25 protein-coding genes are annotated in these 22,590 nt (G+C 69.3%); 5 read left to right on the forward strand and 20 right to left on the reverse strand.

Going from position 1 to position 22,590, the window contains the following annotated elements:
- Nucleotides 1-2: 2 nt before the first annotated feature.
- The 3 genes from EDF24_RS18510 to EDF24_RS18520 all read right to left on the reverse strand — a co-directional run bounded on the left by EDF24_RS18510 (nt 3) and on the right by EDF24_RS18520 (nt 1,251).
- Nucleotides 3-470 carry a hypothetical protein gene (locus EDF24_RS18510; protein WP_123704884.1) on the reverse strand — a complete coding sequence of 156 codons (468 nt, stop codon included), beginning with the start codon at nt 468-470 and terminating at the stop codon, nt 3-5.
- Nucleotides 467-775: a hypothetical protein gene (locus EDF24_RS18515; RefSeq protein ID WP_123704886.1), complete on the reverse strand. Its 309-nt coding sequence runs from the start codon at nt 773-775 to the stop codon at nt 467-469. Before EDF24_RS18515 ends, EDF24_RS18510 begins: the two co-directional genes overlap by 4 nt.
- 68 nt (nt 776-843) lie before the next feature.
- Nucleotides 844-1,251 (reverse strand): hypothetical protein, encoded by a 408-nt coding sequence (locus tag EDF24_RS18520; RefSeq protein ID WP_148070932.1) that lies wholly within the window; start codon nt 1,249-1,251, stop codon nt 844-846.
- Nucleotides 1,252-1,290: 39 nt separating this feature from the next.
- On the opposite strand from EDF24_RS18520, the gene EDF24_RS18525 reads away from it, so the two are divergent.
- Together EDF24_RS18525 and EDF24_RS18530 are read left to right on the forward strand one after the other, a co-directional pair.
- Nucleotides 1,291-1,503: a hypothetical protein gene (locus tag EDF24_RS18525; protein ID WP_132050620.1), complete on the forward strand. Its 213-nt coding sequence runs from the start codon at nt 1,291-1,293 to the stop codon at nt 1,501-1,503.
- Between the two features lie 135 nt (nt 1,504-1,638).
- Entirely contained in the window at nt 1,639-2,175 is a 537-nt protein-coding gene (locus EDF24_RS18530) for a hypothetical protein (protein WP_123704892.1), read from the forward strand.
- Between the two features lie 166 nt (nt 2,176-2,341).
- On the opposite strand, the gene EDF24_RS18535 is transcribed toward EDF24_RS18530, so the two are convergent.
- From EDF24_RS18535 to EDF24_RS18595, 13 genes are all read right to left on the reverse strand, one after another.
- Entirely contained in the window at nt 2,342-2,941 is a 600-nt protein-coding gene (locus EDF24_RS18535; protein ID WP_123704897.1) for a prepilin peptidase, read from the reverse strand.
- Nucleotides 2,938-5,997, reverse strand: coding sequence for a LysM peptidoglycan-binding domain-containing protein (locus tag EDF24_RS18540; RefSeq protein WP_123704899.1), 3,060 nt, complete (start codon nt 5,995-5,997; stop codon nt 2,938-2,940). Before EDF24_RS18540 ends, EDF24_RS18535 begins: the two co-directional genes overlap by 4 nt.
- 138 nt (nt 5,998-6,135) lie before the next feature.
- Nucleotides 6,136-7,026, reverse strand: a complete 891-nt coding sequence (locus tag EDF24_RS19590) for a hypothetical protein (RefSeq protein WP_243698435.1) — start codon at nt 7,024-7,026, stop codon at nt 6,136-6,138.
- 143 nt (nt 7,027-7,169) lie between these two features.
- Nucleotides 7,170-7,811 (reverse strand): hypothetical protein, encoded by a 642-nt coding sequence (locus tag EDF24_RS18550; protein ID WP_123704901.1) that lies wholly within the window; start codon nt 7,809-7,811, stop codon nt 7,170-7,172.
- A gap of 17 nt (nt 7,812-7,828) precedes the next feature.
- A complete protein-coding gene (locus tag EDF24_RS18555) occupies nt 7,829-8,203 on the reverse strand; it encodes a hypothetical protein (RefSeq protein WP_123704902.1) in 375 nt (124 codons plus the stop codon).
- Between the two features lie 4 nt (nt 8,204-8,207).
- Nucleotides 8,208-8,666, reverse strand: a complete 459-nt coding sequence (locus EDF24_RS18560) for a hypothetical protein (RefSeq protein WP_260233506.1) — start codon at nt 8,664-8,666, stop codon at nt 8,208-8,210.
- A complete protein-coding gene (locus EDF24_RS18565; protein WP_123704903.1) occupies nt 8,648-9,049 on the reverse strand; it encodes a TadE/TadG family type IV pilus assembly protein in 402 nt (133 codons plus the stop codon). Before EDF24_RS18565 ends, EDF24_RS18560 begins: the two co-directional genes overlap by 19 nt.
- A gap of 43 nt (nt 9,050-9,092) precedes the next feature.
- Nucleotides 9,093-9,308: a hypothetical protein gene (locus EDF24_RS18570; RefSeq protein ID WP_123704904.1), complete on the reverse strand. Its 216-nt coding sequence runs from the start codon at nt 9,306-9,308 to the stop codon at nt 9,093-9,095.
- A 19-nt stretch (nt 9,309-9,327) separates the two neighbouring features.
- Complete coding sequence (locus EDF24_RS18575; protein WP_123704905.1) at nt 9,328-10,221, reverse strand: hypothetical protein; 894 nt, start codon at nt 10,219-10,221, stop codon at nt 9,328-9,330.
- On the reverse strand, nt 10,218-11,087 hold the full coding sequence (locus EDF24_RS18580; protein WP_123704906.1) for a type II secretion system F family protein: 870 nt from the start codon (nt 11,085-11,087) through the stop codon (nt 10,218-10,220). The genes EDF24_RS18575 and EDF24_RS18580 overlap by 4 nt, the downstream gene beginning before the upstream one ends.
- Nucleotides 11,087-12,709, reverse strand: a complete 1,623-nt coding sequence (locus EDF24_RS18585; RefSeq protein WP_123704908.1) for an ATPase, T2SS/T4P/T4SS family — start codon at nt 12,707-12,709, stop codon at nt 11,087-11,089. The genes EDF24_RS18580 and EDF24_RS18585 overlap by 1 nt, the downstream gene beginning before the upstream one ends.
- Nucleotides 12,710-13,546: a hypothetical protein gene (locus tag EDF24_RS18590; RefSeq protein WP_123704910.1), complete on the reverse strand. Its 837-nt coding sequence runs from the start codon at nt 13,544-13,546 to the stop codon at nt 12,710-12,712. It lies immediately after the preceding gene.
- Between the two features lies 1 nt (nt 13,547).
- Nucleotides 13,548-14,177: an SAF domain-containing protein gene (locus EDF24_RS18595; RefSeq protein ID WP_165931584.1), complete on the reverse strand. Its 630-nt coding sequence runs from the start codon at nt 14,175-14,177 to the stop codon at nt 13,548-13,550.
- A gap of 215 nt (nt 14,178-14,392) precedes the next feature.
- Here EDF24_RS18595 and EDF24_RS18600 point away from each other — a divergent pair, with 215 nt between their 5' ends.
- From EDF24_RS18600 to EDF24_RS18610, 3 genes are all read left to right on the forward strand, one after another.
- Nucleotides 14,393-14,701, forward strand: coding sequence for a helix-turn-helix transcriptional regulator (locus EDF24_RS18600; protein ID WP_123704914.1), 309 nt, complete (start codon nt 14,393-14,395; stop codon nt 14,699-14,701).
- Between the two features lie 191 nt (nt 14,702-14,892).
- Nucleotides 14,893-15,540 carry a hypothetical protein gene (locus EDF24_RS18605; RefSeq protein ID WP_132050629.1) on the forward strand — a complete coding sequence of 216 codons (648 nt, stop codon included), beginning with the start codon at nt 14,893-14,895 and terminating at the stop codon, nt 15,538-15,540.
- Nucleotides 15,537-16,253 carry a hypothetical protein gene (locus EDF24_RS18610; RefSeq protein WP_132050631.1) on the forward strand — a complete coding sequence of 239 codons (717 nt, stop codon included), beginning with the start codon at nt 15,537-15,539 and terminating at the stop codon, nt 16,251-16,253. The genes EDF24_RS18605 and EDF24_RS18610 overlap by 4 nt, the downstream gene beginning before the upstream one ends.
- A gap of 7 nt (nt 16,254-16,260) precedes the next feature.
- On the opposite strand, the gene EDF24_RS18615 is transcribed toward EDF24_RS18610, so the two are convergent.
- The 4 genes from EDF24_RS18615 to EDF24_RS18635 are packed head-to-tail and all read right to left on the reverse strand — an operon-like array spanning nt 16,261 to nt 22,581.
- Nucleotides 16,261-17,397, reverse strand: coding sequence for a C40 family peptidase (locus EDF24_RS18615; protein WP_123704920.1), 1,137 nt, complete (start codon nt 17,395-17,397; stop codon nt 16,261-16,263).
- Nucleotides 17,394-19,400 (reverse strand): hypothetical protein, encoded by a 2,007-nt coding sequence (locus EDF24_RS18620; protein WP_123704922.1) that lies wholly within the window; start codon nt 19,398-19,400, stop codon nt 17,394-17,396. The genes EDF24_RS18615 and EDF24_RS18620 overlap by 4 nt, the downstream gene beginning before the upstream one ends.
- A complete protein-coding gene (locus tag EDF24_RS19595) occupies nt 19,397-21,958 on the reverse strand; it encodes an ATP-binding protein (RefSeq protein ID WP_260233507.1) in 2,562 nt (853 codons plus the stop codon). The genes EDF24_RS18620 and EDF24_RS19595 overlap by 4 nt, the downstream gene beginning before the upstream one ends.
- Nucleotides 21,955-22,581, reverse strand: a complete 627-nt coding sequence (locus tag EDF24_RS18635; protein WP_123704924.1) for a hypothetical protein — start codon at nt 22,579-22,581, stop codon at nt 21,955-21,957. The genes EDF24_RS19595 and EDF24_RS18635 overlap by 4 nt, the downstream gene beginning before the upstream one ends.
- Nucleotides 22,582-22,590: the final 9 nt, after the last annotated feature.

Raw genomic sequence — 22,590 nt, forward strand, 5'->3', positions numbered from 1 at the left:
GTTCACGCGGTCCTCTGCTGCTTGGCGGGGCGCCCGGTCACGTTCTTCGGCAGGCCGAGCTTGGTGTTGCGGAGCCGGAACGCCGTGTGTTCGCTGCAGCGCAGCTCCGCGGCGATCTCGACGTCGTTCAGGCCGTCGCGGTGGAGGCGTCGCACGTCGTCGTCGGTGACGGTGCGGAGTGCGACCACGGGCGTCGGGGCTTCCGCTGCAGCCGGCTCGTCGTCCGGCATCGGCGGTGCGGGGATCTGGACCGGTGCCGGCGGCGCCGGGCGGACCGGGGCCGGGGTGGCTCCGTCGATGGCCGCGGCGCCGGCGACGTTGAGGATGTGCACGGCGGTGGCCCGCAGGAGCGCGGCGATCGTGGTGCCGTTCGCCGTGGCGTAGGCGTCGAGCGCCATCCAGTGGGTGCGCGGGAGATCGGTGTGCACGGGAATGTCGAAGCCGAAATCCACGTCGTCGGGGCGGTTCATGCGATGGCCTCCAGTCGATTCCGGGGCTGCCGGTGGGTCTTGCTGCGGTGAGCGCTGTCGAGCTGCTCGAAGTGGGCGGCGGTGTCCTCGATGGACAGGCCAAAGATCTTCGCGATCTGCTCCGTCGTGTAGCCGGAGAGGCGGTGGGCGAGCATCTGCATCGAGTCGCCGCCGGTGAGGCTGTCGAGGGTGCGGTGCACGACGGGCGCGAGCGGGGTTCGCCGGGGCGTGTGGATCGCTTTGTCGACGAGGGTCTCGACGAGGGTCTCGACGAGGGTGCTCGGCGCGACCGGCTCGGGGCGCATGCGCAAGGACTGACCTACACCGCGGTGTCCGCGTCGTCGCGCTCCGTACCGGCCGCCTCGGAACGTCTCTACCGATCACGCCCCGCGCGAGTGACAGCCCCACGCCAGACCCACACCCGGTACCGCGACCCGTCGCGGCGAGTCACCTCGACCTGCACAGCGCGATCGGTGAAAGCAACCACCACGGCACGTTCCTGAACCCGCGTCTCGACGAACCGGAGCCACACGTCGACCGTGTCGCCGCCGTCGACCTCGACCACGGGTGCCGCTCCGATCTCCTCCGGGGACAGCGAGACGGGCGAGGCACGGGTCAGGAACTCGTTGATCGCAGCACGCGACACATCCGTGCCGTATCGACGGTTCTTACCCATGCCCGTCATGATCCCACGTAATCGAACATGCGTTCGAACGAGCGGCAGACTGGGCGCATGACTGACGCGTTCCTCGACCGCGACCGTCCGGCTGCCGGCGGGCATGGTCGGCGGTATGTCTGGCACCCGCCCGATCACCCCGACGTGACCCTCTACACGCCCGAGCAGGCTCCGGAAGCGGACCGAGCAGATGCAACAGCGTTCGAGAAGCCGATGCCGGTGTGGGTCGAACTCGAGTACGTCGAGATCGGGCACCTCAAGACGCACGGCTTCGCGGTTGCAGCTTCGGAGCGAGCCGTGCTCGTCGATACCACCTGGCAGGGACGGCTGCAGAAGGTGTGGGTGCTCCGCTCGTGAGACATCGGCAGCTCCGACCGCGCGGTCGCGTCGACGCCGAGCTTGACCAGATCGGTCGCGACGTCGGCGGGCAGCGATCACGCTGACTTTTCCCTGACGGCGAGTGCTCGGTACACGAGCTGGCACGATGCCGGGATGGATCTCGGTGCGCTCAACGCCCTGGAGCCGGCCGACCAGCGAACGTTCCTCCTCGGTCGGCTCGTGGCCGAGACGACGAGCATGGATGCGGCGCTGCGGTTCCTCCACGCCGCGCTGGACGGACAGACCGACGTCCACGCGTTCCGGGACGCCCCCGACGTCTTCCAGCAGAACGCCACGAAGTGCGCTCGGAAGGTCGCGACGACTGATCGACTGACCGACGAGGAACGTCCGAAGATCCTGGCAACGCTCGACGCCGCCCGTGCCGTATACGAGCGGCGCAACCGGTTCGTGCACGACCTGCTCCGGGACGACTTCTTGTCGAAGGAGTGGGAGCTCATGCGTCTGAACCGGAAGGGCGAGGAGTTCACGACGACGAACGCCGATGCCATGATCGCGCTGGCCTGCGAGCTGATCGGCGTGACGTACCGGCTCCGCGGTGCCGCAATCTACGTGCTGCAGGGAGGGTGGGCTGTGTGGGCGTTCGGGACGGTGGAGGGGCAGTGGGACGGCACCGCAGACGCGAGTCGGTGAGCGGCGGGGTTGACACCCTCACAGCTGCCGACCCCGCCGTCTCGGACCCCTGCCGCGGTTGACGGTGGACCCCTGGCCCAGGAGCTCGCTCAAACCGGGTTGACGAGACCCCAGTTCGGTGACCCTCGGAGCCGCTAGACCCCGGCGCGACGCAGCGTCGGGCCGGTCACTGCAGGGCGCCGGCGGCCTGCTGCAGCGCGATCGTCGTGACCAGGATGGCGACCGCGGCGATCGCGATTGCGGGGCCGTGTGCTCGAGGCCGCTTGCCGCGGCCGGCAGCGGCCAGGACCGCCCGCCAGAGTCCCCCGAGGAGCATGGCGATCGGGATCAGGTAGAGGGCCAGTGGGCCGGCGTAGATCGCGACGGTGATGCTCAGCGCGGCGGCAAACTTCGCGTCGCCCAGCCCGAACATGCCGGCGAGGCCGAGGGCGATGTAGAACGCAGCGACGATGCTGGCGACGATGACCGGCCAGAACACGCGCCAGGGGTCCACGGTGGCGTAGGCGATGGCGAAGGCCTGGGCTGCGCCGGCCGCGGCGATCGGGGCGACCCACCGGTTGGGCAGCTTTCGGACGCGCAGGTCGATCGCGACGGGCGCGATCGCGGCGGCGGTGATCAGGGCGGTGAGGACCCACGCGTAGGCCGCCGTGCCGACGACCGCGTGCAGCGCGATCGCGAGCAGCGCGCTGCCGCCCGCTGCCGCGATGCTCGCGGCGAGCGTGGTGGAGATCCGGAGACGTTGGGCGTCCGGGGCCACGTCAGTCATTGGGTTGCGGCGTCGACGAGCTCGGCGGTCTCTTCGTCGAGTTCGTAGTCCGGGTCCCCGCCGCCGACGCGGGCGTACATCTCGTCGACGATGCGGTTGATCTCGTCGACGTCGCGGTCCTGCATCGCGGCGCGCAGCTCGGTGCGCCAGCCAGCCTCGTTGAGCGGTTCGACGGCCTTGGCGATGCCGGCGGCGTAGCGGGCCTGGTTGACGTCGCGGATCTCGAGCGCGCGGCGGGCGAGCTCGTCTGCGGCGTCCATGACCGCGGCGATCATCTCCTCCTGCAGGACGGAGATCCACGCCCACCATCCGCGGCGGGTGCTGATGCCGGCGAACGGTGTCCCGCGGACGAGCTTGATCGCGGTGACGAGGTTCTCGTTGCTGGTGCGGGCGAGGTCGTCCCCGATGAGCCGGCGGAAGTCGTGCCAGTCGGTCCCGATGGCGGGGTGGAGCTGGTAGCCCTCCTGGTTCTTGTTCTCGGGGAACAAGGGGGTGCCGTCGGGGTCGGCACCCAGTGCCTGGCGGACGAGGCGGACGAGCTTGCGCTGGCTGTCCTTCGCGTTGACGGTGTCCGGCCAGAACGCCTGCTGCAGCATCGTCCCGTTCACGGGGGCGGACAGGCTGAGGTAGGTCAGCAGCTCGGCTCCGCGGCCGGGCAGCCGGTCCGGGTCGGCCAGGTGCAGCACGTCGACGGGGCCGAGCATCCGCACGTAGGGGGCGGGCCAGTCCGGCGCGGTGGCGGTTTCGGTCGCCGTTGGGACATCCGGAGCCGCGTTCGGGACATCGGTCGGGGCCGCTGCGACATCGGCGGCCATGTCTGCGACAACGGCGGGCTGCACGGGAGCGGTGTCTCCGTCATCGGATGCCGTAGCCGGCTGATCCTCCCCTGCGGACGCCTTCACGTCGCTGTCTGTGACGCTCTCCGGGCTCAGGGCGGACGGGACGACCGAGACTTCGGCCTGCTGCGCTTCGTCCGTGAGAGCGTCGTCTGCGGCCTGTGCGGCGTCGACAGTGACGATCGGGGCGGTGACGGGTGCTGCAACGCTGTCCTGCTCGGTCGTGGCGAACAGCTCCTGCACGAGCTCAAGTTCACGCCCCTGGAGTACCTGGGGCGTGAAGGGCAGCGGCGGCATGACGTCGCCGGGTGAGACGAGCTCTGCGCTCGTCGCTGACGAGATCCGCACGATCGAGCCGGTGCCGAGCGTCTCGCCGTTGGCGATGGTGGCGATGCCGAGACGCGGGACGCGTTCGACGAGTTCCTGCAGCTCGCGCTGCACGGCTTCGTCGGGGAGCTGGCCGAGGATGACGACGTGCGGCGCCCAGGACTCGGCATCGGTGGCTCGGGTGCGGGCGCTGTGGACCCCGTCGACGCCGTAGCTGTCGAAGGAGGCCTCGCGGCCGGCGAGGCTGGTGCGGAGGTTCCGGACCAGGGCCGCCGTGTCGTCGACGTGTTGGACACGGAACCGGTCGAGATCTTGGGCGAGGCCGCGCGGCATACCCACGAGGGTGACCTCGATCTGTTCGGACCACGGGTTCTCGGCAAGCTCGACGGCGATCGCGTTGAGGACGCCGCGGGCGGTGTCTTCGTCGCCGACGACGTTGAGGGAGCCGATCTGCTCGAGGTCGAGCATGAGTACTCCGCCATGGTCATCGACGCCGATCGTCGCGAGCGCGGGGTACGGGGAGACGGACTCTCGCGCGGGCGTGGTCGCCGTGCTGGGGAGGACGACCCATGCGGTGCGGTCGGCAGAGGCGGCCACGAACGGTGACGGTAGGTCGGCGGGCTCGCTGAGGTAGAGCGCGATCTCCTGGTCCTCGAGGCGGAGGGCGAACAGCTCCGGCAGAACGGCGCCGGTGTCCTCGGCCCAGATCTGCAGGCTGCGGAGTGCGTTGTCGATGTCCTGCAGGCCGAGAGGGTTCTCGATCATCCGCAGCTCGAGCTCGAGGTTCGCGGCGTCCGGCTCGGGCATCGCGATCCGGGTACCAGGACGGCGCTTGCGGCGCTGCTTGAGGCGCCGCGCCGCCAGCGCACTGAGGAGGCCCGCGGCGAGGACGCTGGCGATGCCGCCGGTGGTCGCGAGGGGGATGTTGATGTCGTCGTCGTTGTCGACCGAGGCGTTGTTTGCGTGCTGCGCGCCCGCGGCGCCGGTGTTGCTGTTCGCGGTCGGTGCGGCGGTGGACGACGCGCTCGGCGTGGCTGTGGGCGTCGCAGAGGCAGAGGCAGAAGCGGTCGGTGTTGCCGACGCAGAAGGGCTCGGCGCGGCCGGTACGCCGGCGTCAGCTCCGGCGTTGCTCGAGGACGCGCTCGAGGACGGTGACGGAGCTGGGGCGGCGGGCTTCGGTGCGGGGGCCGGCGTCTGGGTGACCGCGACGTTGGGGACAGTGAGGTTCCACCCGGGCCGGAGCAGGTTCGGGTTGGTCAGGTGCTGCCCGTCCGGCTGCACCGTGGCGGTGGAGGCGTTGAAGATGTCGAGATCCCGGGTGCCGTCGCCGTAGTACTGCTCGGCGATGCTCCAGAGGTTGTCGCCGGGCACCACCGTGTGGTGCACCGTCTTGGTCGTCACGCTGGGAGCAGCGGGCGCAGGGGTCTCAACTGCAGGAGGGGCGCGCGGAGCGGCCGGAGCAGCGGCGGAGGTCTCGGCCGGCTGAGAGGTGACCGTCGTGACGGGAGCAGGGGCGGCGTTGGCGGGCTGGGCAGTGCCGATCATCGTGCCGCCAGCGAACATGACGAGCACGGCGGCGATCAGGGCCGCGGCGACGTGCTGCTGACCGCGGAAGATGGGGAGACGCTTCTTGGTCGGGCGTCCGGTGATCGTCGCGGCGAGCTCGATGAGGAACGGGACGGCGAAGAGCACCCAGGCGACCCAGCCGGCGCAGGGCAGCAGCTTGGTCAGGAGGATCGTGTTGCCGTAGTCCGGGGTGAGCGTGATGACGCTCTGCAGCTGAGCTCCGGTGGGGAGCGGGTTGCCCGCGGCGATGATGAGCACGATCGGGACGCCCACGAGGACGGCGACGATCGCGATGAGAGCGCCGAAACCGGTGATGAACCTACGCATGGTGCTGCCTTTCTGTCCCCCGTGCGGGTGGCATCAGTGTAGGAAGACGGCCGCCCGACACACCGGAGCCGCCTCGGAACAGGCCGCTGGAGCGGCCGAGCGCGGGCTTTTCCACGCTCGGCCGCTCCTGTACGGGCCTCATCCGTAGGTGCCGCCGTCGGGGACGGTGTTGACGCTCTGGAGCTCGCCAACGCGGACGGCCGTGGAGCTCTGCGTGTCGCGGACGGCGATCGTGCCGTCGGTGCCACCACCGGTCCAGTTCACCGTCCAGTGGCTGGTGGCGTTGACCTGGAAGGTGCCGCCCTTGGAGGTGTGCGTGTACCGGAACCCGCAGGTCGGAGAGTCGGTGGCGACCTGGTTACCCATCGCGGCCTGGTTGAACGCGGTGCCGGCGCCGCAGTTGACGGTCTGGCCGTCGCCGCTAGACCACGTGACTCCGGAGACCGACGCGGTGGCGGTGACGGTGACGCCGCCGATGGTCGCGGTCTTGGAGTACGGGCCGTACGTCAGCGGCTGCGGGTTCTCGACCCAGAGCCAGACGGGGATGCCGACCCAGGTGCGGCGGTACGGCGCGGTACCGGCGGGGTCATCGGTGTGCGTCTTGCTGGCCGGAGCCATGCCGATGTCGATGCCCTTGAGCTGGAAGGTCTTCACCAGGGCCGCCGCAGCCTGCGCGGGCGTGTACCGGTTGATGCCGGCGGGCGGGGTGTTGGACCAGAACGTGCCGCCGAAGCAGTCGCGACCGCTGCCGGCGTCAGCGCCCGGGCAGGTGCAGGTGTACCAGGCACCGGTCGCGGCGGACTCGCCCGCCTCGGGTGCGGGCTGAGGGTCGCTGAGCTTGACGTAGCCGGTGCAGTTGCCGTTCGACGACCACCAGCCATCATCGCTCTGGCAAGGGACGTCCTTGTCGTTGTAGGAGCACTTCTGCGGCCCCGGCGTGAAGTCAGCGGGCGCTCCGTCATCGCCGCCCGGCGCCGGCGCCGTCCCGCCTCCACCCGAACCACCACCGGGGGTGCCGGGAGTACCCACACCGACACTGCAGGTCGGGTTCAGAATGTCGCCTGAACATCCGCCGCTACCGCCGCCATCGGCGAACGCAGGGGCTGCAGTGATGATCGAGACCGCGACACCGATTGCGGCAAGAAGACCGGCGATGCGGTACTGCCTGCGCCTCAGCATTGCGGAGCCCCCTCACCGCTGATCGACTTCGTTTCGGCGACTTCCCACGCCTTGTCGTCGGGGATGTATTGCGTCTTGAGCTGCACTGGGAAGCGGACCGTCTCAGACTTCGGCACGACCGTCCCGTCGGCCTTCTTCGAGACCTGGTCGGAAGTGTCGAAGCACCCCTTGACGTAGACGGTGCCGTTGGGGATCTGCGTACCGTCATGGTCGATGAGCGCGCCGTACGTGGATGCAGCAGCGTCGGCGGTCCACTTCGGTGCTCCGTAGACCTTGAACTTCTGGTCTGCGATCTGCTTCGCCACGGCATGGACGGAATCGCGGGCGGTGCCGATGGCGAACTTGTCGATGCGTTCCGGGTTTGCGCCGCCGTCGTGCTGGATCTCGTACTGCACAGCGATGAAGTCCTTCACCGCCGTGGAGGCACCGCTCCAAGCCTCGTTTTGGTCCTTCGGCGCGCTGGCCGACCCCGGCTTGCCGAGGGGTGTGTAGGCCGAGGGTGTCGGGGTGGGTGTGGCGGTCTTGCTCGAGCTCGCGGTCGGGTCCGCTGCGGGGGTGCTGGTGCAGCCGGCGAGGAAGACGAGCGCGCCGATCGCGACCGCGGCAACTGGGGCGAGCCTTGGGGTGATGGTCATGTCGTGTTCCTGTTCGTTCAGTGGTCGACGAGGCGGGCGGATGCTGTTGCGTGGACCGGCATGGGGCCGACCCCGAAGCCGCCGAGGATCTTCGGCGTATACGTCTCCTGCACGGTGACGTAGACCTGGTTGTCGATGATGCTGGCACTGCCGTGGACACCGGCGGCGCTGATGTAGTTCTCCGCCGCGGTCACGGCGGCGTCGGGGCTGAGGGTGAAGGCGTCTCCGTTGACGGAGTTGCCCGTGGCCGCGTTGGTGCCGGCTCGGGCTGCTCCCTGCGCGATGGTGAGGGCCTGCTGCAGGGTCTGCGTCTTCCCGTCACCGTCGACGACGGCTCCGCCGATGACCATCATGGCGATGGCGAGGATCACCATCATCGGGATGAACTTCATGTGCTCACCGCTCTCGGTAGGGGTCGACGGGGCTTGAGGCGGTCTTGGTGATCGTCATCGAGCCGGGGATGAACGGGACGGACAGGTCCGCGGTGTTGATGCGGCAGGTGATCGTCGCGGTGACGGTCCCAGTCTGACCAAGACCGGTGCTGAGCCCGTTGCCGCCGATCGCGACGTCGAGCGAGGCGCAGTGAGCGTTGTCCCCGAGGGCGAGCTGTGCGGCTTCCTTGGCGTGAGAGACGGCGTCCGTCCCCCTCGACATGGAAGCGTCCCGCGCCGCGGCGAACGCGGCGGACTGCACGCTGTTGTCGGTGAGCCCGTACCGCCCGAGGAAGACCACGACCCCGATGATCGGGATCAGGGCGACGATCATCATGATCGTCACCGGAGGCAGGTCCTCGAGGTCGCCGCGCTCGTCGAGGAGGATGCGTCGGATGGTCCTCATCATGGTGCCGGCACCCATCGCTCGACCGGACCGGTGATCGTGCGGTGTACCGCCGGCATCTGCACGCCGGGGATCATCGACACGGCCTGGCCGGTGACGTCGACAGTCACTGTGTTGGCGGTTCGGTTCACCGACACGTTGCTGTGCTGGAGGAACCCGCCGGCTTGGTCGAGCACCTGTCGTGCTGAGGCCTGACCGGCGCCCGTCGTGGACTCGTAGGCGCGGGCGTCGTTGTACGCCGCGACGGCGGCGTTCTGGGCGACGTTGGTGCCCTGGTACCAGAGCGCGCCTTGCAGGGCCGTGAACAGCAGCAGGAAGATCACAGGCGCGATGATCGCTGACGCTGCGTAGCCGTCTTCGTCGGTCCGCAGTCGTCGTGCGATCGCGATGATGCGCTGCATGGTTCCTCCCTTCCTGATGCTGGTAGCGGTGTGGGGTGCGGGATCAGCCCGGGAGCTTGCCGAGGTAGCCGTTGACCCAGGCGACGATGGTGCCGGCGATCGCGATCGCGGCGACGGCGCCGGAGACGACCCAGATCGCCTTCCAGGCCGAGTCCTCGAGGCCGGCTTCGGCGTCTTCGGTGAGCTTGTCGAGACGCTCCTGCAGGTCGGCCTGCAGGGTGACGGTGCGACGGAGAACGGCGGTGCGGATGCGGTTCATGGTGGGTTCCTTTCGGTGGTCAGGTGGTGGTCGTGAGGAGCTGGAGGACGGCGGGGGTCATCGTGATGAGGATGATCGGCAGGAGCGAGACCGCGACCGGCCAGCCCATGTTGGAGGTGACGCGCTCGGCGGCGTCCTTGTCGTCGGCGGCGACCTGCTTGCGGAGCTTGTTGCAGGCCGCGCGGAGCTGGCTTCGGAGCCCGACGCGGGCTTCGGCGAGGCGCATCATGCGCGCCATCTCAACCAGGGCGGGGACGTCGACCTCGTCGCCGAGTCGAGCGAGGGCGTCCCACTTGGAGACTCGGCTGAGTTCGGCGACCTGGTACTCGCGGCGGATGCGCTTGAACACCCACGAGTCGGAGACGCTCGCGGCGGACTTGAGTGCGTTGTCGGCGTTGACTTCGCCGAGGAGCGCGACCGCGACGAGCTCGAGGTAGACGGTGACGAACCGGGTGAACTCGCGCTGTGCGGCCTTGGCCCGGGCGCGGACGCTGGCGTCTGGGGAGTTCCAGAGGATGAGCGCGACCACGGGTGAGAGCAGCAGCGGCAGTGCGAAGAAGTGTCCGGTGAAGAGCTGGAACAGGAACGGCAGCACCAGCGGCGCGAGGAAACCGAACACGGCGAGCTGCAGCTTCTCGCCGTAGAACTTCGCGACGGGCATTTCGAGTAGGTCGAGCTGCTTGGTCGGCGCGGACAGCCCGGGGAGGTTGGGAAGGTGCTGGTGGAGCCAGCTGCCGGCGCGCTCGAAGCCTGGCTGGCGGCCGGCGGGGCTGAGGGTGACGGTGTTGACGTCGCCGAGGCGGGCGAGGGCGTCGTCGACGCGGATCGTGCGGGGGGCACGGGTGAGGAGGAACACGGCGAGACCGGTTCCCACGAGCGCGCCGGGCAGGAACGCCAGGAGTGCGGGGTTCATCGGCGCACCTCCGTGTCGGTGATGATGATGCGCGGCTCAGGACGAGTGCGCGTGAGGGACTTGGCCCAGATCAGCAGGGCCACGAAGCCGGCGAGGATGACGGCGAGGAGGACTTGCCCGACGGGGGTGCGGTACGTCGCGATTTGCGGGGTGTGGGAGAACAGGACGATGCCGACGAGGACGATGCCCACGATGAGCGTCATGGTGCGCATGGTGCGTCGGGGCTTGTCGCGCTCGTTGTAGATCTCGAATCGCATGGCGGTCTGTACGGCGAGGTTGTCGGCGACGCCGTCGAGGGCGGTGGCGAGGCCTCCGGAGCTGAACTCAGCAGCCTGGATGAGGTAGATGGTGACTTCGTCGGCCCACGGATTGTCGAGCTCGTCGGCGAACGCTCGGAGCGCTGCGGAGCTGGACCACGAGCCGTTCATGCGCGCTGCGAGGCGGTCCACGGGCACGCGGATGATCGCCGGAGTGGAGGCCCTGGTGACGTCGACGACCTCGCGGAGGGTGAACTCGCCGGTCTCCGCCGTGGATGCCAGGGAGCGAGTCCATGCCTCGAGTGCGGAGAGGAGATCCCGTTCGCGGGTGTCCTGCTTGCCGAGCAGCAGCGGCAGGCCGATCACCGCGGCGGGGACGACGACCAGCAGCAGGATGATGCCGGAGATCGCCGCGGCGACGACGCCGGCGATGAGGCCGAGCACGATCGTGTTCTTCGTCCGGCGCGACACCGCCTTCCAGCGCTGCGCCAGGGTCGGGCCGGAGGTCTTTTTCGAGACCGGCTTCGGGGGTGCCGGGCGGAAGGCGCGGACGAGCAGGATGATCCCGGCGACGAAGACGGCGCCGGCGAGAGCTGCGAGGAGCGCCATCATTCCTCCCACAGGATCTCGGGGTTGAGCCCGTTGCGGCGGAACGTCTGCTCGAGCTCGGGCGACGGGCGGTGCTTCTCGTAGGTCTCGTGGTCGTAGTTCCACTTGATCAGCGGGGACGCCAGCGGCGTCTGCCCGTCGCCGCCGGGGCGCGGGATGACTTCGGCGATCTCCGAGACGATTCGGCGGCGGGTGCCGTCGCCGTTCGGGATGGTGTCGAGGTACACGACGATCTGGATCGTGCGCAGGATCTGGCGCAGCGGAACGATGTCGCTGCTGAGGCCCTGCTCGCTCATGAGCACGTCCGCGAAGCGGTGGAGCGCGTCGTTGGCGTTGCGGGCGTGGATCGTCGACAGGGACCCCTTGCCGGCGAGCATCGCCTTGATCGCGACCGGGCCTTCCGGTCCGCGGATCTCGCCGAAGAGGATGCGCTGGGCGGAGACGCGCAGCGACTGCAGGAACGCGTCCTCGAGGCTGTACGGGACGGCGAGGTCGCCGGTGCCGACGGTCGACGGCAGGTACTGCAGGTCGGTGACCTGACGGTGCCGTTCCGGGTTCTTGCCGAGGTAGAGCTCGCGTTCCGTCTCGATCGTCGCGATCTTCTCGTCGGGGTGCACCGCGGACATGAGCGCGCGGAGGAAGGTCGTCTTGCCGGCCGCGGGGTAGCCGGCGACCAGGATGCACTGGTTCGCTTCGACGGCGGCGCTGAGGATGCCGGCGCCAGCCTTCGGGAGCGAGCCGAGCTGCACCATGCCAGGCAGGTCGATGTCGACGAGGTTGTGCTTGCGGAAGGTGAGGTCCGGCAGTGAGGTGATCGCGGAGCCGGTACCGGAGAACCGGACGCCGCCGATGTCGAGGTCGATGTGCCCGTTGGGGCGGGCGAACACGCGGCCACGGGCGGAGGCCAGGTCGGCGACCATCCGGAGGAGGTCGTCGTTGCTCTCGGCCATCGGGCGGCGTGCTTCACGGCGACCGTCGGTCTTGGTCACCATGACGTTGTCGTAGCCGACCACGGTGATGTCTTCGACGTCGGGCTCGCGCAGGAACTGCTGGAACCGGCCGTACCGGAACGCAGTGTCGAACATCGCCTGCACGTGCCGTTCGATGCGACCCGTGTCCCAGTCGCGGTCCGGGCCGTGGTTGACGACCTCGTACTGCACGTGCCGCTCCGTACGCCGGCGCATCTCTGCCAGCGCCTCTTCCTCGAACTCCGTCTCCGGGCCGACGGAGGCGATCGCGACGTCGAAGTCCGCTCGGGAGCGCGTCGCCGAGTCCAGGAGGTTCAGCTCCTTGACGTGCTCGTCGACGAGCCGCCAGTTGACGTCGTCGGCGTCACGGTCGTGGGTCTCCACAAGCGAGCTGCGTGCTCGGTCTCGACGCATGAACTCGGGGATGGGAGCGGGGAGCTCTTCGGGCTGCTCGAGCTGCTCGGGCGACGCGGGGATCGGGTCGACCAGGTGCAGCCGGGCGCCGCTGGCGGCGGCGAAGAGGTGCGCGCGACCGTCGGCACGGCCAGTCTCGGTGGGTTCCGGGCTGGCGGGCGCGATGTTCGGGTCTGCCGCGAGATCGGCCAGAAACGGTCGCTGGCTGATGCTGATCTGGGGGGTCTGCTCGTCGGCCACTCAGCCCACCACCTTCCGGTCGAGATCTGCTGTCGTCTGTTCGTCGAGGGCGGCCACGGCCCGGCGGACTGCCTGGCGGTAGGCGTTGCGCTGGGGCTTGGCGTCAGGGCGGCCGAGCGAGAACACGGCGGCGCCGTCGGGGTCCCAGGGCAGCTCGGCGAGGACGGGCAGCACGTTGCGGCCGAAGTCGCTGGCGGGGATGGCTTCGTAGCGGGACTCGGTCAGCACCAGCCGGTACTTCTCCGCACGACCCACGCCCTGCAGGCGCTCGGCGAAGTCCGGGAGTTCGGCGCGGCGGTAGATCCGGTTGAGGTCGACCATCGTGCTCTCGGAGAAGACAGTGACGCGGTCTGCGGAATCGAGCAGCGGCAGTCGGATGTCCTCGTGAGCAACCCGTCCGAGATCCACGATCACGTCGATGCCGGCTTCGCTGATCGCGCGGAACAGGTGCGGGAACCGCGCCCACATGCGGCGGACGCCGTCGACAATGCTGAGCTTGTGGAAGCCGGGGACGACCCACATCCGATGACCGTTGGGCAACGCCGGGATCGCCTGCGGAAGCTCCGGGAGCTCGTGCACGGCGATCGACAGCCCGCTCTCGGGCGTGATGAGGTCCTGCCAGGTGAGCACGTTGCGGGAGTAGGCGACGGCCACCTTGTCCAAGCCCCCGGCACTCGGGTGCAGGTTCGAGCGGAAGAAGCCCGTCATCGCGGACGTCGCGTTGGCGGTCTCGGCTTCGAACACGATCACCGGGCGCGGCCAGTGCACCGCGAACGCGAACGCCGCGGTCGTGACCCCGGGAGAGCCTGCGAATGAGGCGAAGGCGTGGACGGCCATGTCAGTCCTCCGCCGCTGCGAGGTAGATCGCAACCTGTCCGGCCGCCGCGCGGCTGGTGACGTCAGCGGCGTTCTTCGCGTTGATGTAGACGTCGACGATCGTCGTCCCGGAGGACTGGCTGGTACGGGACGCGGAGACGACGCCCTGGATGGGTGCGTCGTTGCTCTTCACCGCGGAACCGGAACCGTCCGTCGCAGCGATGGGGACGACCTCGATGCGGTCCCCCGCGACGAGCTGCTGCGCCGGGAGCTGCGCCGGCTTGAGCGAGAGCCCGACGAGGGCCTGCCCGCCCGGGACGGGCAGCGCCGAAGCGACCGCCGATCGGGTGACGAGGCTGCCCTCCGGGAGGTCGACCGTGGCGACCTTCCCGATGAGGGTGCTCGCGTCCGTCGACGCGACGCCGGCGGTGCGCTGCCCTGCGGCGACGTCGATGGTCGTGAGGTCGTCCTTGGTGATGGTGTCGCCGCGGTCGATGCTCTTGGCAACCACGAACACCTGCTGGGTGTGCGACGACGACGAGTAGATGAAGACGCTGGCGACACCGCCGACGATGATGAGCGCGGCCGCACCCGCGGCGTACACCCACGACCGGCGCGTGCGCACCGGCGCGATCGCGCCGTCGCTCCTCACCGGTACGTCGGTTGCGGTTCCTGTCGCTGTAGCCACGTCATTCCCTCCGAATGGGTCTCTACCTATGAGAGGTGCATCTGCAGGCATGAACCGGGACAAATCAGTTCCCGAGCCGCGAGACGCCCCTCCGTTGACCGGGCAGGGCCCGCTGTTCTTCTACTTACCAAGCTATGGTATTTACCAAGCCTTGGCAAGTACCTCCGTAGACTGGGGCGATGCCCGATGGCCTGAACGAAGCCCCCTCCCTCGAGGAGGCCTGCGCCGTGGTGTCGGGGACGCCAGCGCGCATCCGTGTCCTGCGCGTGGTCATGGACAGCACCGAGGTCACGGCTAACGAGGTCATGGCAAGCACCGGGCTCTCCCGGAACGCTGCCGGCCACCACCTGAGCGCACTCCTCGAGGCCGGCGCCATCCGGCAGCGACGCACGACGCACTCCAGGGGCGCAGGCTCGGTCATCTACTGGTCTGCGGACGTCGACGTGATCCACGCGATTCGCGACACTTTGAGCTCTCACCTGACATGACCCCCCTTCTGGTGTCAGAATTACAGAAGTGACCCGCTCGTTCTACCCCGCGGGCACATGTCTATACCGATCTGTCCACGCCCGCGCTCGCCGAGGAGGCTTCCGTGTCCGTTGGCGCGAATGCATTCAGGCGCTGGGCCGCTGAGGCCGGGCTGCCGGAGAGCATGGCGCCCTTGGCTCGGGCAGCTGGTGTGAGCCGCACGACGTTGAGCGCGCAGCTGTTGCGGGGCCGGGTTCGGGAGAGCGTGATCATCCAGGCGAGCAGGGCGCTGGATCTCGATCCGGTGGAGTCCCTGTCGGCGTTCGACGAGTACGACGACCTGGCTGCAGGAGTGCGGCCTCCGCTGCAGGTCGAGGTGTTGTCGCAGGTGACGTTGAACGATGCGATGACGGAGCTCTTGGCGCGGCGGGATGACCGTCGCAGGGATCTGCTGCGTCCGCCTCGTCAGTGGGAGAACCCGCCGCAGCATGACTCGGTGCGCAACTGGATCGACGCGGTCGACCCCGGGAGCATTCGGCAGTCGTTGAGTGAGCGGTTCGCCGTGTCGCCGTCGAATCTCGCGACGGCGATCACCGAGAACAAGTTGCGTCCTCGGCAGCTCGTCGAGGCGGCTCGGATCGCACAGACGTCATTGACGAGCGGGCTGGCGGCGGCGGGGGTGCTCACGTTGGCGGAGGCCGGGTGGCCGGACGGGGCTCGTGAGTACACGCTCGGTCGGCTCCGGGATGTGGCGCTCATCGAACTGGTGCAGGCTCGTCTTGCGGGCACTCTCCGGGGAGCTCGCCGGCGGGCCTCTGATGAGGATGCCGCGCGACGAATTCAGAGCACGTTGGGTTGAGCATGGTGATCGGGTATCTCATCGTCGTGGTGTTGGCGGCGCTTGCGCTGACGCGCCTTCCGTCGGCCTTGGCTGGCCGGAACCTCACCGTGGTGTTGTCGGCTGTGACGATCGTGGCGGCGTTCGCGCTGATCACGCCGGCCGTCTACTCGGGGCTGGGACGACTGATCCCGGTTCCGAACGGGGTCGACCTGGTGGCGAAGCTGCTGCTGTTCACCGGTCTGCTGCTGGCTGGCAGTGCGGTTGCGCGGGCGTACGGCGCACCGCGGACGCAGCGGCTGGTGTCGGGGTTGCCGGGCGCCGCGGTGTTCATCGTGCTCATGCTCGCGGAGGTCGCGGTGTTCGCCGTGGTGCACACCGGGCGGCTCGCGCCGGATCTCGCGGGCGATCTCGGGAACCCGCTCGTGCGCGTCTACTCGACGCTCGCGACGGCATACCCGGCGTACATCGCGCTGCTGCTGGTGCCGCTTGTGCGCCGTGGCCTGTCGAGCGGGGAGCTGAGCGCTCGCATGACATCGCGGTTCCTGCTGGTGGGGTTCCTGCTGGCGTTGCTGCGGTTCGTCGTCGCGTTGGTGACCCTTGTGGTGCCGGCGGCGTACTACCCGGGTCAGGTCATCAGCGGTGTCGCGGCGATCGCCGTCGCGGCCGGCCTGGCATGCGCGTTCTTCGCCCGTGTCGGGCGTGAACGCCGCACGCAGCGTCAGTTCACCTGACCGCCGGTCACCAGGTGCCGTCGCCGATCGCGTTGACGCGCCAGAAGGTCGGTCCGGTGCCGCCGATGGTGAACTGGTAGCTCTTCGCGTGCGTGAGCTTGCGACCCCAGTCGGGTGAGTGGATGAGCCCGCCCTTGCCGTCGTAGATCCCGATGTGGTGTCCGACCCAGGCGACCAGGTCGCCCGCTTGGGCTTCGGACGCGGGGATCTGGTGCGCTTGGGCGAGCTGACCGGAGACGACTGGGCTGGGCAGATCGATGCCGAGCACCTGGTGGTACATGTAGTAGACGAATCCGGTGCAGCACCATCCGGCCGTGGGGCTGCCGGCTGAGCCGCATGCGCCGGAGTAGGGCACCTTGCCGACGTACTGCTCGGCGTAGGCGACCATGTCGGCGCCGGTCTTGCCGTTCGGCGAGGACCAGGACGCGTTCTCGGTTCCGCCACCCCCGCCGGTACCGCTCCCGCCTCCGCTCGAGCAGCCACCGCCGTTGCTGGTGGCCTGGGAGACGGTGTCCGCGGTGACGGTCACGCCCTGGTCGCTCATGAGGGACGCTGCGGCGGTCTCCCACTTCGCGTACGCCTTCGGGAACCCGGAGACCTGTACGGCCTGCGCGGCGTCGTTGAGGCTGAGATCCTGCCAGTTCGCGACGTCGAGCAGGCCCTTGGGGGTGCCGTGGTTCGGGCCGAGCGGCCCGCCGTAGAACGCCTTGGCTTCGTACGTCGGGTCCTGGCGCTGCTCGAGCGAGCCCCAGTTGGCGCGCTGCTGGAAGATCCCGACCGAGTCCCGGTCGCCGTGGTCGAGGTTCCGCAGGCCGGACTCCTGCAGCGCGGTCATGAGCGCGACCTGGATGCCGCGGGAGGGGACGTTGAGGCCACGACCGACGGCGATGATCGTGCCGGCGTTGTCGCGTTGCTCCCGGGTGAACTTCACCGTCTTGCCGTCTCCGGCGTCGACGGGCGTCGTGTCGCCGGCCGTGGTGGTGCCTCCACCCCCTCCGATCCCGGGGGCGGTGCAACCGAGCGCGGCCGGTGAGCCGGTGAGCAGCTGCAGGGAGCTGGTGACCACCAGGCCGGTGATGCCCAGGACTGGCACGAGGACGACGACCAGGCCTGCGGCCACGATCGCGGCGACCTTCTTGTTCATGCGGACGCTCCGGTCTGTGCAGCCTGGGCGGCACGCTCGAGGGCAGCTCGGACGGGCGACTGTGCCACCTGCGCCGGCCGGGCGCGGGTGATGCGGTACACGCCGCTGCTGTCGGTGGTTGCTGGTGCGATTCGTCCGACTCCGGACGGGTCGACCACGATCTGGCGGCCGAACGGGACGGCGCCGGAGGTGGGAGTCGATACCGGGCGGGGGCCGGGGATGGACGCACTCGAGGTGAGGCCGGGGGTCTGCGCGACGCCGCCGTGCGCCACCTTCCGGTCGAGCACCTTGCCCGCGACCGAGGGCATGGTGCTGAGGGCCTGGCGCTGCAGCACCTTCTTACCGCCGATCTGCATCGCCTTCATCGCGACGGCGGAGGTGCCACCGGTGGATGCTGCGGCCACGAGCTGTCCTGCGGTCGCGGCGGAGCGAACCGCGGTGGAGACGGCGCTGCCGGGGCGACGAGCGGAGGGTGTCGCGGTGAGGTGTCCGGCGTCGAGCGAGCTCGGTGCCGGCGCCGCTGGCAGCTCGGGCTTCGGGCGGGGCCGGGAGAGGCGGTTTGCGGCGTACCGGCCGGCGGTGCGGAGGGTCTCGGCCTTGATCGGCGAGAGCGGCTGCCGCTGGCCCGAGCCGACGCGGTTGCCGAGCGTCGCGAGCCACTTCGCGAGGTTCTTTCCCGATCGACGGGCTGCGAAGAAGGCCCAGAAGAGCGTGATGATCAGCGCGATTACGAAGATGTCGATGATCGTGGTCTGCGCGACGATCGACAGACCCGCGTCGGAGACGGCCTTCATGACGGACCCGAGGATCTTGAGGTACGCGGCGAGCATGACGATCGACACCGCGAGGGAGAACGCCCCGACGTACATCCCGACCCACGAGCGCCAGAGGGCCTCGCGGGCGACGCCGGGCAGCATGGCGGCGTAGACGTTGACCATCAGCTTCGACGCGTTCATCAGGGCGTAGATGACGGCGACCATCGTGATCAGCGCCATCGCCAGCGCGATGAGGAGCAGCGTGCCGCTCCCTCCCTGGATTGAGAGCGTCGTGAGGATCTGGGAGGTGCTCGGGTGGGTGACGTACTCCTGAGCGTCCTTGTCGCACTTGCCGACGGCGTCGCGGACGTTGGTCGAGCTGCTGTCGAACGCGGAGGCGTTCTTCATCTGCTGGGTGAAGGTGGTGTCGCACTCCCCCGACAGTGCGTGGCCGAAGGCGATCTCCTGCGCGGGGATGCGTACGAACACGTCGATCAGGCCGCCCATCAGCGACTGGGAGATCAGGTCTTTCGCCTGGTCCTTGTCCGGGGTGCCGGTGGGGTCGGCGCCGTCGGTGGAGAGCACGCTGACGGAGAGGTTCGCGCCGGTGGACTCGGCCCAGGTGAGTGCACCGTGCTCGCCGGTCAGTGCGGCGACGGGGTTGGCGAGTGCTCCGGTGGCGAGGACGAAGCACAGGACGGAGACGCCGAGGTCGACGGCGCCCTTGGCGAACTTGCCGAACGCAACAGCGCAGCCGAAGACGAGGCCGGCGACGGCGAGGGCGACCGGTGCCCATCCGAACTGGGACAGCACGGACTGGATGGTGTCGGCGATCGCGCCGACCGGCGTCGCGATCCAGTCCACCCAGGTGAACTCGAGCAGGAACGACAGCAGCCAGAGGCACCACGAGAAGCTCGCGAGGTTGATGGTCCAGAGCAGGTCGATGACCCAGGAGATCGCGGTCTTCTGCGGGTGCCACACGTCGCCGCGATCGAGCGGCAGGATCGTGTACCGCCACAGCGGGACCCCGTTGGAGTCCTTGAGGTCGCTCGGCGGCATGTAGGGCGGGGCGGAGGAGTTGGCGGAGCCGTCGGCGTACGCGGCGGGCACGGCGAGGATCGCCGAGATCAGCCAGCAGAGCACGAGGGCGAGCAGCATCGCGGTCTTGGGGTGGCGGCAGGCCCACCACCAGAGCCGACGGGCTCGAGCGCGAGCGGTCCGGAACCCGGACAGGGCAAAGGTGATCATGCGGACACCCGTTCCTCCGTGATGACGCTCTTCGATGGCGTGGAGAGCACCGCCTTGCGACGGTCGGGCTCCTGCGGAAGAGCGACGCGGATCTTGCCCATGCGGCCCTGGATGTCGAGGTAGAGCGCTTCGCCGCGGCGGTCGGGGGCGACGTAGCCGTCGGGGCCGATCGGGGAGAGATCCTTCGTGACGATGTTGACCATCGCCGGGTCCTGCCCGAGCCCTTCGTGGAACCAGTCGAGGTTGCCGGCGGCGAGCCCCTGGTCGGTCTGGCGCATCACGACGCGGGTCTTGATCATGCCGCGGGAGAGCTCGTCGCCGAAGTCGTGAGCGTCCTGGCTGGCGACGGCGACGCCGGCTTTGTGCTTGCGGCCGTCGCGGTAGAAGATCTTGAGCTGCTGCTGCCCCTCCGGCGAGGCGGTGACGTGGAAGACCTCGTCGACGGCGAACACGGCGAGCTCGTTGTCGTCCGCGAAGCACACCTGCCGGCTGATGGTCACCAGCAGCGCGTACATCGCCCGACCGAAGAGCTTCTCGATCGGCATCTCATCGAAGAGCTTCGGGTTGTTGATCTCGTCGGCTTCGGGCAGCGCAACGCCGTGGGTGAGGAACGCGATCGCCCGCTTGGACAGGTCCAGCGCCGGCAGATCGGAGTCGAACAGCACCTTCCCGAAGTGCTTGTCGACGTAGAGGCCCATCAGGTCCGCGAGGGTCTCGGCCTGGTCGTCGCCGCCCTTGCCGAGCTCCTGCAGGTGCCGGTAGAGGGCGCCCATCGATGTGAGCTCGTGCTCGGTGGCGTACTCGGGGCCGAGCACCTTCGACAGCCGTGCGCCCTCTCGGGATCGCGCCGGTACGCCGAGAAGGGCCGACATGAGCGTCTGCGCTGCAGCTGCGCCCTCGCGGGCGCCGAAGATGCGCAGCGGGTCCAGCGACCAGAGCGGATCGGTGAGATCCACCACCGCGGTCTGCTTCTTCGCGAGCGTCTCGGCGAACTTGGCGTACTCCTTGAGCACCGTGCGGTCGATGAGCACGATGCGGGCACCGCGGTCGAAGTTGGCGCCGAGCACGCTCTTGAGCGCCGTCGTCTTGCCTGCCCCGGGTTCGGCGGCGAACGCGATCGATGCGGAGACGTCGGCGAGGACGTGCGACTCGAAGTCGAGCAGCACCGGGCGTTCGGTCCCGGAGGTGACGTTGTGGGCGAACAGCATTCCGGTGGGGTCGCCGAGGTCGGTGGAGGTCATCGGCACCATCGTGGAGAACATCGCGCCGGAGGTGATCTCGACGAACTCGCGGACCTGGCGGGAGGTCGGGACGCCGGGCTGCATGCCCCACCAGAGCGCCTCCTGCGCGCCGAGCGGGATGTCGAACGTGAAGTCGATGCCCTTGAAGTCCTTCTGCAGGAACTGGGCGCGAGATCGTGCTTCCTCGGCGGTGGGGGCGCCGATGGCGAGAACCATCGTCGCCTGGATCTCGACCTCCTTGTCCGACCGGTTGAGGGCCGCGTGGTACTCCGCCAGCGTCGCGGCGGTCTCCGACAGGGCGCCGCCTGATCCGGTGATCGCTGCGGTCCCGTCCTGCTGGTCCAGCTGGTCGGTGAGGTTGATCTCGGCGCGCTTGTTGCGGCGGGCGGCGTCACGGCCGGCGAGGACGTTGAGCCGGAGCGCCCAGTCCGCCTCGACGCCGAGCTCGTCGATCCGTCCGACCCAGTCGACGGCGGGGGTCTCCCAGCCGCCCTTCGGGGTGCCGGCGAGGGCGAGCAGCACCTGGTAGGACGTGCTGTCTTCCCGCAGGTTCTGCACCTTGACGTAGCGGCGGGAGAACGGGTCGAACTTCTCGAGCTTGTTCGTGATGTCGCTCTGGCCGCCCTCGTCGATGACCGGGTTCGGGAACACGGCGGCGGAGGCGACGTGCTGCGGGAGCTCGTCGACGCCGTACTGCTGTGCGACGCCGCCGAGGGTGCGCCCGGTCTGGTCCGGCGCTGCGAGGTCGAGACCGAGGCCGCGGGTCTGCGAGTGCGCGGCGATCCACACCTGTTCGGCGACGGTGGAGCGGTGCGGCTCGAACGCGGCGGGCAGCTGCTCTTCGATCTTCCCGGCGGCCTGGAGTGCGGCGAGGATCTCCTTCGGCGTCGGCGGGCGCATCGGCAGCGAGAGCAGGTCGCGTGCGGCGACCTCGGAGCTGCGACGGGCGGTCGCTGCTGGGCCGCCGACGCGCAGCGGCGCACACAGCCAGAACTCCCGCTTGCCGAGGGGCCGCTCGGCGAGTGCGTCGAGGGTGAGCATGGTTTCCATCGCCCATGCCGGGCTCTCGTTCATGTCGACGTTGGCGAGCATGCGGTTCACGATCGAGATCGGGTCGAGGTCCGCGGTGAGGCCGAGGAGCAGGTACTCCCCTCGGATCGACTGGAACAGATCCTGGTGGTACGCCTGCGACCAGGCCTGCTTCTGGCTGCTCCCGAAGCCCTTCGCGAGCCCGTTGAGCCGCCAGGTGGCCCACACGGTCCCGCTGCGGGTCCACATCAGGTGCCCGGTCATTGCGATGGCTGGCAGACGGTTCACTGGGATTCCTTTCGACGGGCCTGCTCGAGCAGGCGCTCGACGCCGGTCGCGTAGCTGCGACGGAGCGGGATGACGTTCGAGGGCAGCTCGGCCTCGGTGGCTGGGGCGGCTTCGGCCTCGACTGCGGCGATGGCCGGTGCCGGTACCGCGGCGGCGGGTGCGGTGGGTTCCGCGACCGCCGCCGGCGCGGCTGCGACTGCGGCGGTCGCGACCTGGACGCCGGGCTCCAGCTGCATGAGGACGGTCCCGTCGACCCGGTGGGGGCGAGCGATGCTGATCCGTCGGCCCTGGTAGGTGCCCAGGTCCGGCAGCGACAGCGCGGTGCCGAAGTCGGACGCGAGGTCCATGAGCCGGCGGCGGGTGGAGGGGATCTTGCCGGTCGCCCAGGTCGATCCGAAGGCGACGCCGGCGAGGACCGTCATCCGGACGAGCGGGTACAGGCCCGCGCCCCAGAGGCCGGTGGTCTTGTACCCGATCCACAGCACGATCCCGCCGACCACGATCTGCGTCAGCGTGTACGGGCCGCCCGGGATGCGGGCGCCGTTGATCTTGCCGATGAGGACCGGGATGCGGCGTGCGGCGGTGTAGAACCGCGCGACGTTGGGAGTGTGCTGTTCGGACATGGGCGCGGA

Source organism: Curtobacterium sp. PhB130 (genome assembly GCF_003755165.1).
GTDB lineage: Bacteria > Actinomycetota > Actinomycetes > Actinomycetales > Microbacteriaceae > Curtobacterium.

What these genes read in the sequence shown, in the direction of transcription:
- EDF24_RS18510 (WP_123704884.1), bottom strand. Translation starts at nt 470, where the DNA reads ATGAACCGCCCCGACGACGTGGATTTCGGCTTCGACATTCCCGTGCAC.
- EDF24_RS18515 (WP_123704886.1), bottom strand. Translation starts at nt 775, where the DNA reads ATGCGCCCCGAGCCGGTCGCGCCGAGCACCCTCGTCGAGACCCTCGTC.
- EDF24_RS18520 (WP_148070932.1), bottom strand. Translation starts at nt 1,251, where the DNA reads ATGCCCGCCGGCAGCCGGACGGTCGCGGTCGAGGAACGCGTCAGTCAT.
- EDF24_RS18530 (WP_123704892.1), top strand. Translation starts at nt 1,639, where the DNA reads ATGGATCTCGGTGCGCTCAACGCCCTGGAGCCGGCCGACCAGCGAACG.
- EDF24_RS18535 (WP_123704897.1), bottom strand. Translation starts at nt 2,941, where the DNA reads ATGACTGACGTGGCCCCGGACGCCCAACGTCTCCGGATCTCCACCACG.
- EDF24_RS18540 (WP_123704899.1), bottom strand. Translation starts at nt 5,997, where the DNA reads ATGCGTAGGTTCATCACCGGTTTCGGCGCTCTCATCGCGATCGTCGCC.
- EDF24_RS18550 (WP_123704901.1), bottom strand. Translation starts at nt 7,811, where the DNA reads ATGACCATCACCCCAAGGCTCGCCCCAGTTGCCGCGGTCGCGATCGGC.
- EDF24_RS18555 (WP_123704902.1), bottom strand. Translation starts at nt 8,203, where the DNA reads ATGAAGTTCATCCCGATGATGGTGATCCTCGCCATCGCCATGATGGTC.
- EDF24_RS18560 (WP_260233506.1), bottom strand. Translation starts at nt 8,666, where the DNA reads ATGGGTGCCGGCACCATGATGAGGACCATCCGACGCATCCTCCTCGAC.
- EDF24_RS18565 (WP_123704903.1), bottom strand. Translation starts at nt 9,049, where the DNA reads ATGCAGCGCATCATCGCGATCGCACGACGACTGCGGACCGACGAAGAC.
- EDF24_RS18570 (WP_123704904.1), bottom strand. Translation starts at nt 9,308, where the DNA reads ATGAACCGCATCCGCACCGCCGTTCTCCGTCGCACCGTCACCCTGCAG.
- EDF24_RS18575 (WP_123704905.1), bottom strand. Translation starts at nt 10,221, where the DNA reads ATGAACCCCGCACTCCTGGCGTTCCTGCCCGGCGCGCTCGTGGGAACC.
- EDF24_RS18580 (WP_123704906.1), bottom strand. Translation starts at nt 11,087, where the DNA reads ATGGCGCTCCTCGCAGCTCTCGCCGGCGCCGTCTTCGTCGCCGGGATC.
- EDF24_RS18590 (WP_123704910.1), bottom strand. Translation starts at nt 13,546, where the DNA reads ATGGCCGTCCACGCCTTCGCCTCATTCGCAGGCTCTCCCGGGGTCACG.
- EDF24_RS18600 (WP_123704914.1), top strand. Translation starts at nt 14,393, where the DNA reads ATGCCCGATGGCCTGAACGAAGCCCCCTCCCTCGAGGAGGCCTGCGCC.
- EDF24_RS18615 (WP_123704920.1), bottom strand. Translation starts at nt 17,397, where the DNA reads ATGAACAAGAAGGTCGCCGCGATCGTGGCCGCAGGCCTGGTCGTCGTC.
- EDF24_RS18620 (WP_123704922.1), bottom strand. Translation starts at nt 19,400, where the DNA reads ATGATCACCTTTGCCCTGTCCGGGTTCCGGACCGCTCGCGCTCGAGCC.
- EDF24_RS18635 (WP_123704924.1), bottom strand. Translation starts at nt 22,581, where the DNA reads ATGTCCGAACAGCACACTCCCAACGTCGCGCGGTTCTACACCGCCGCA.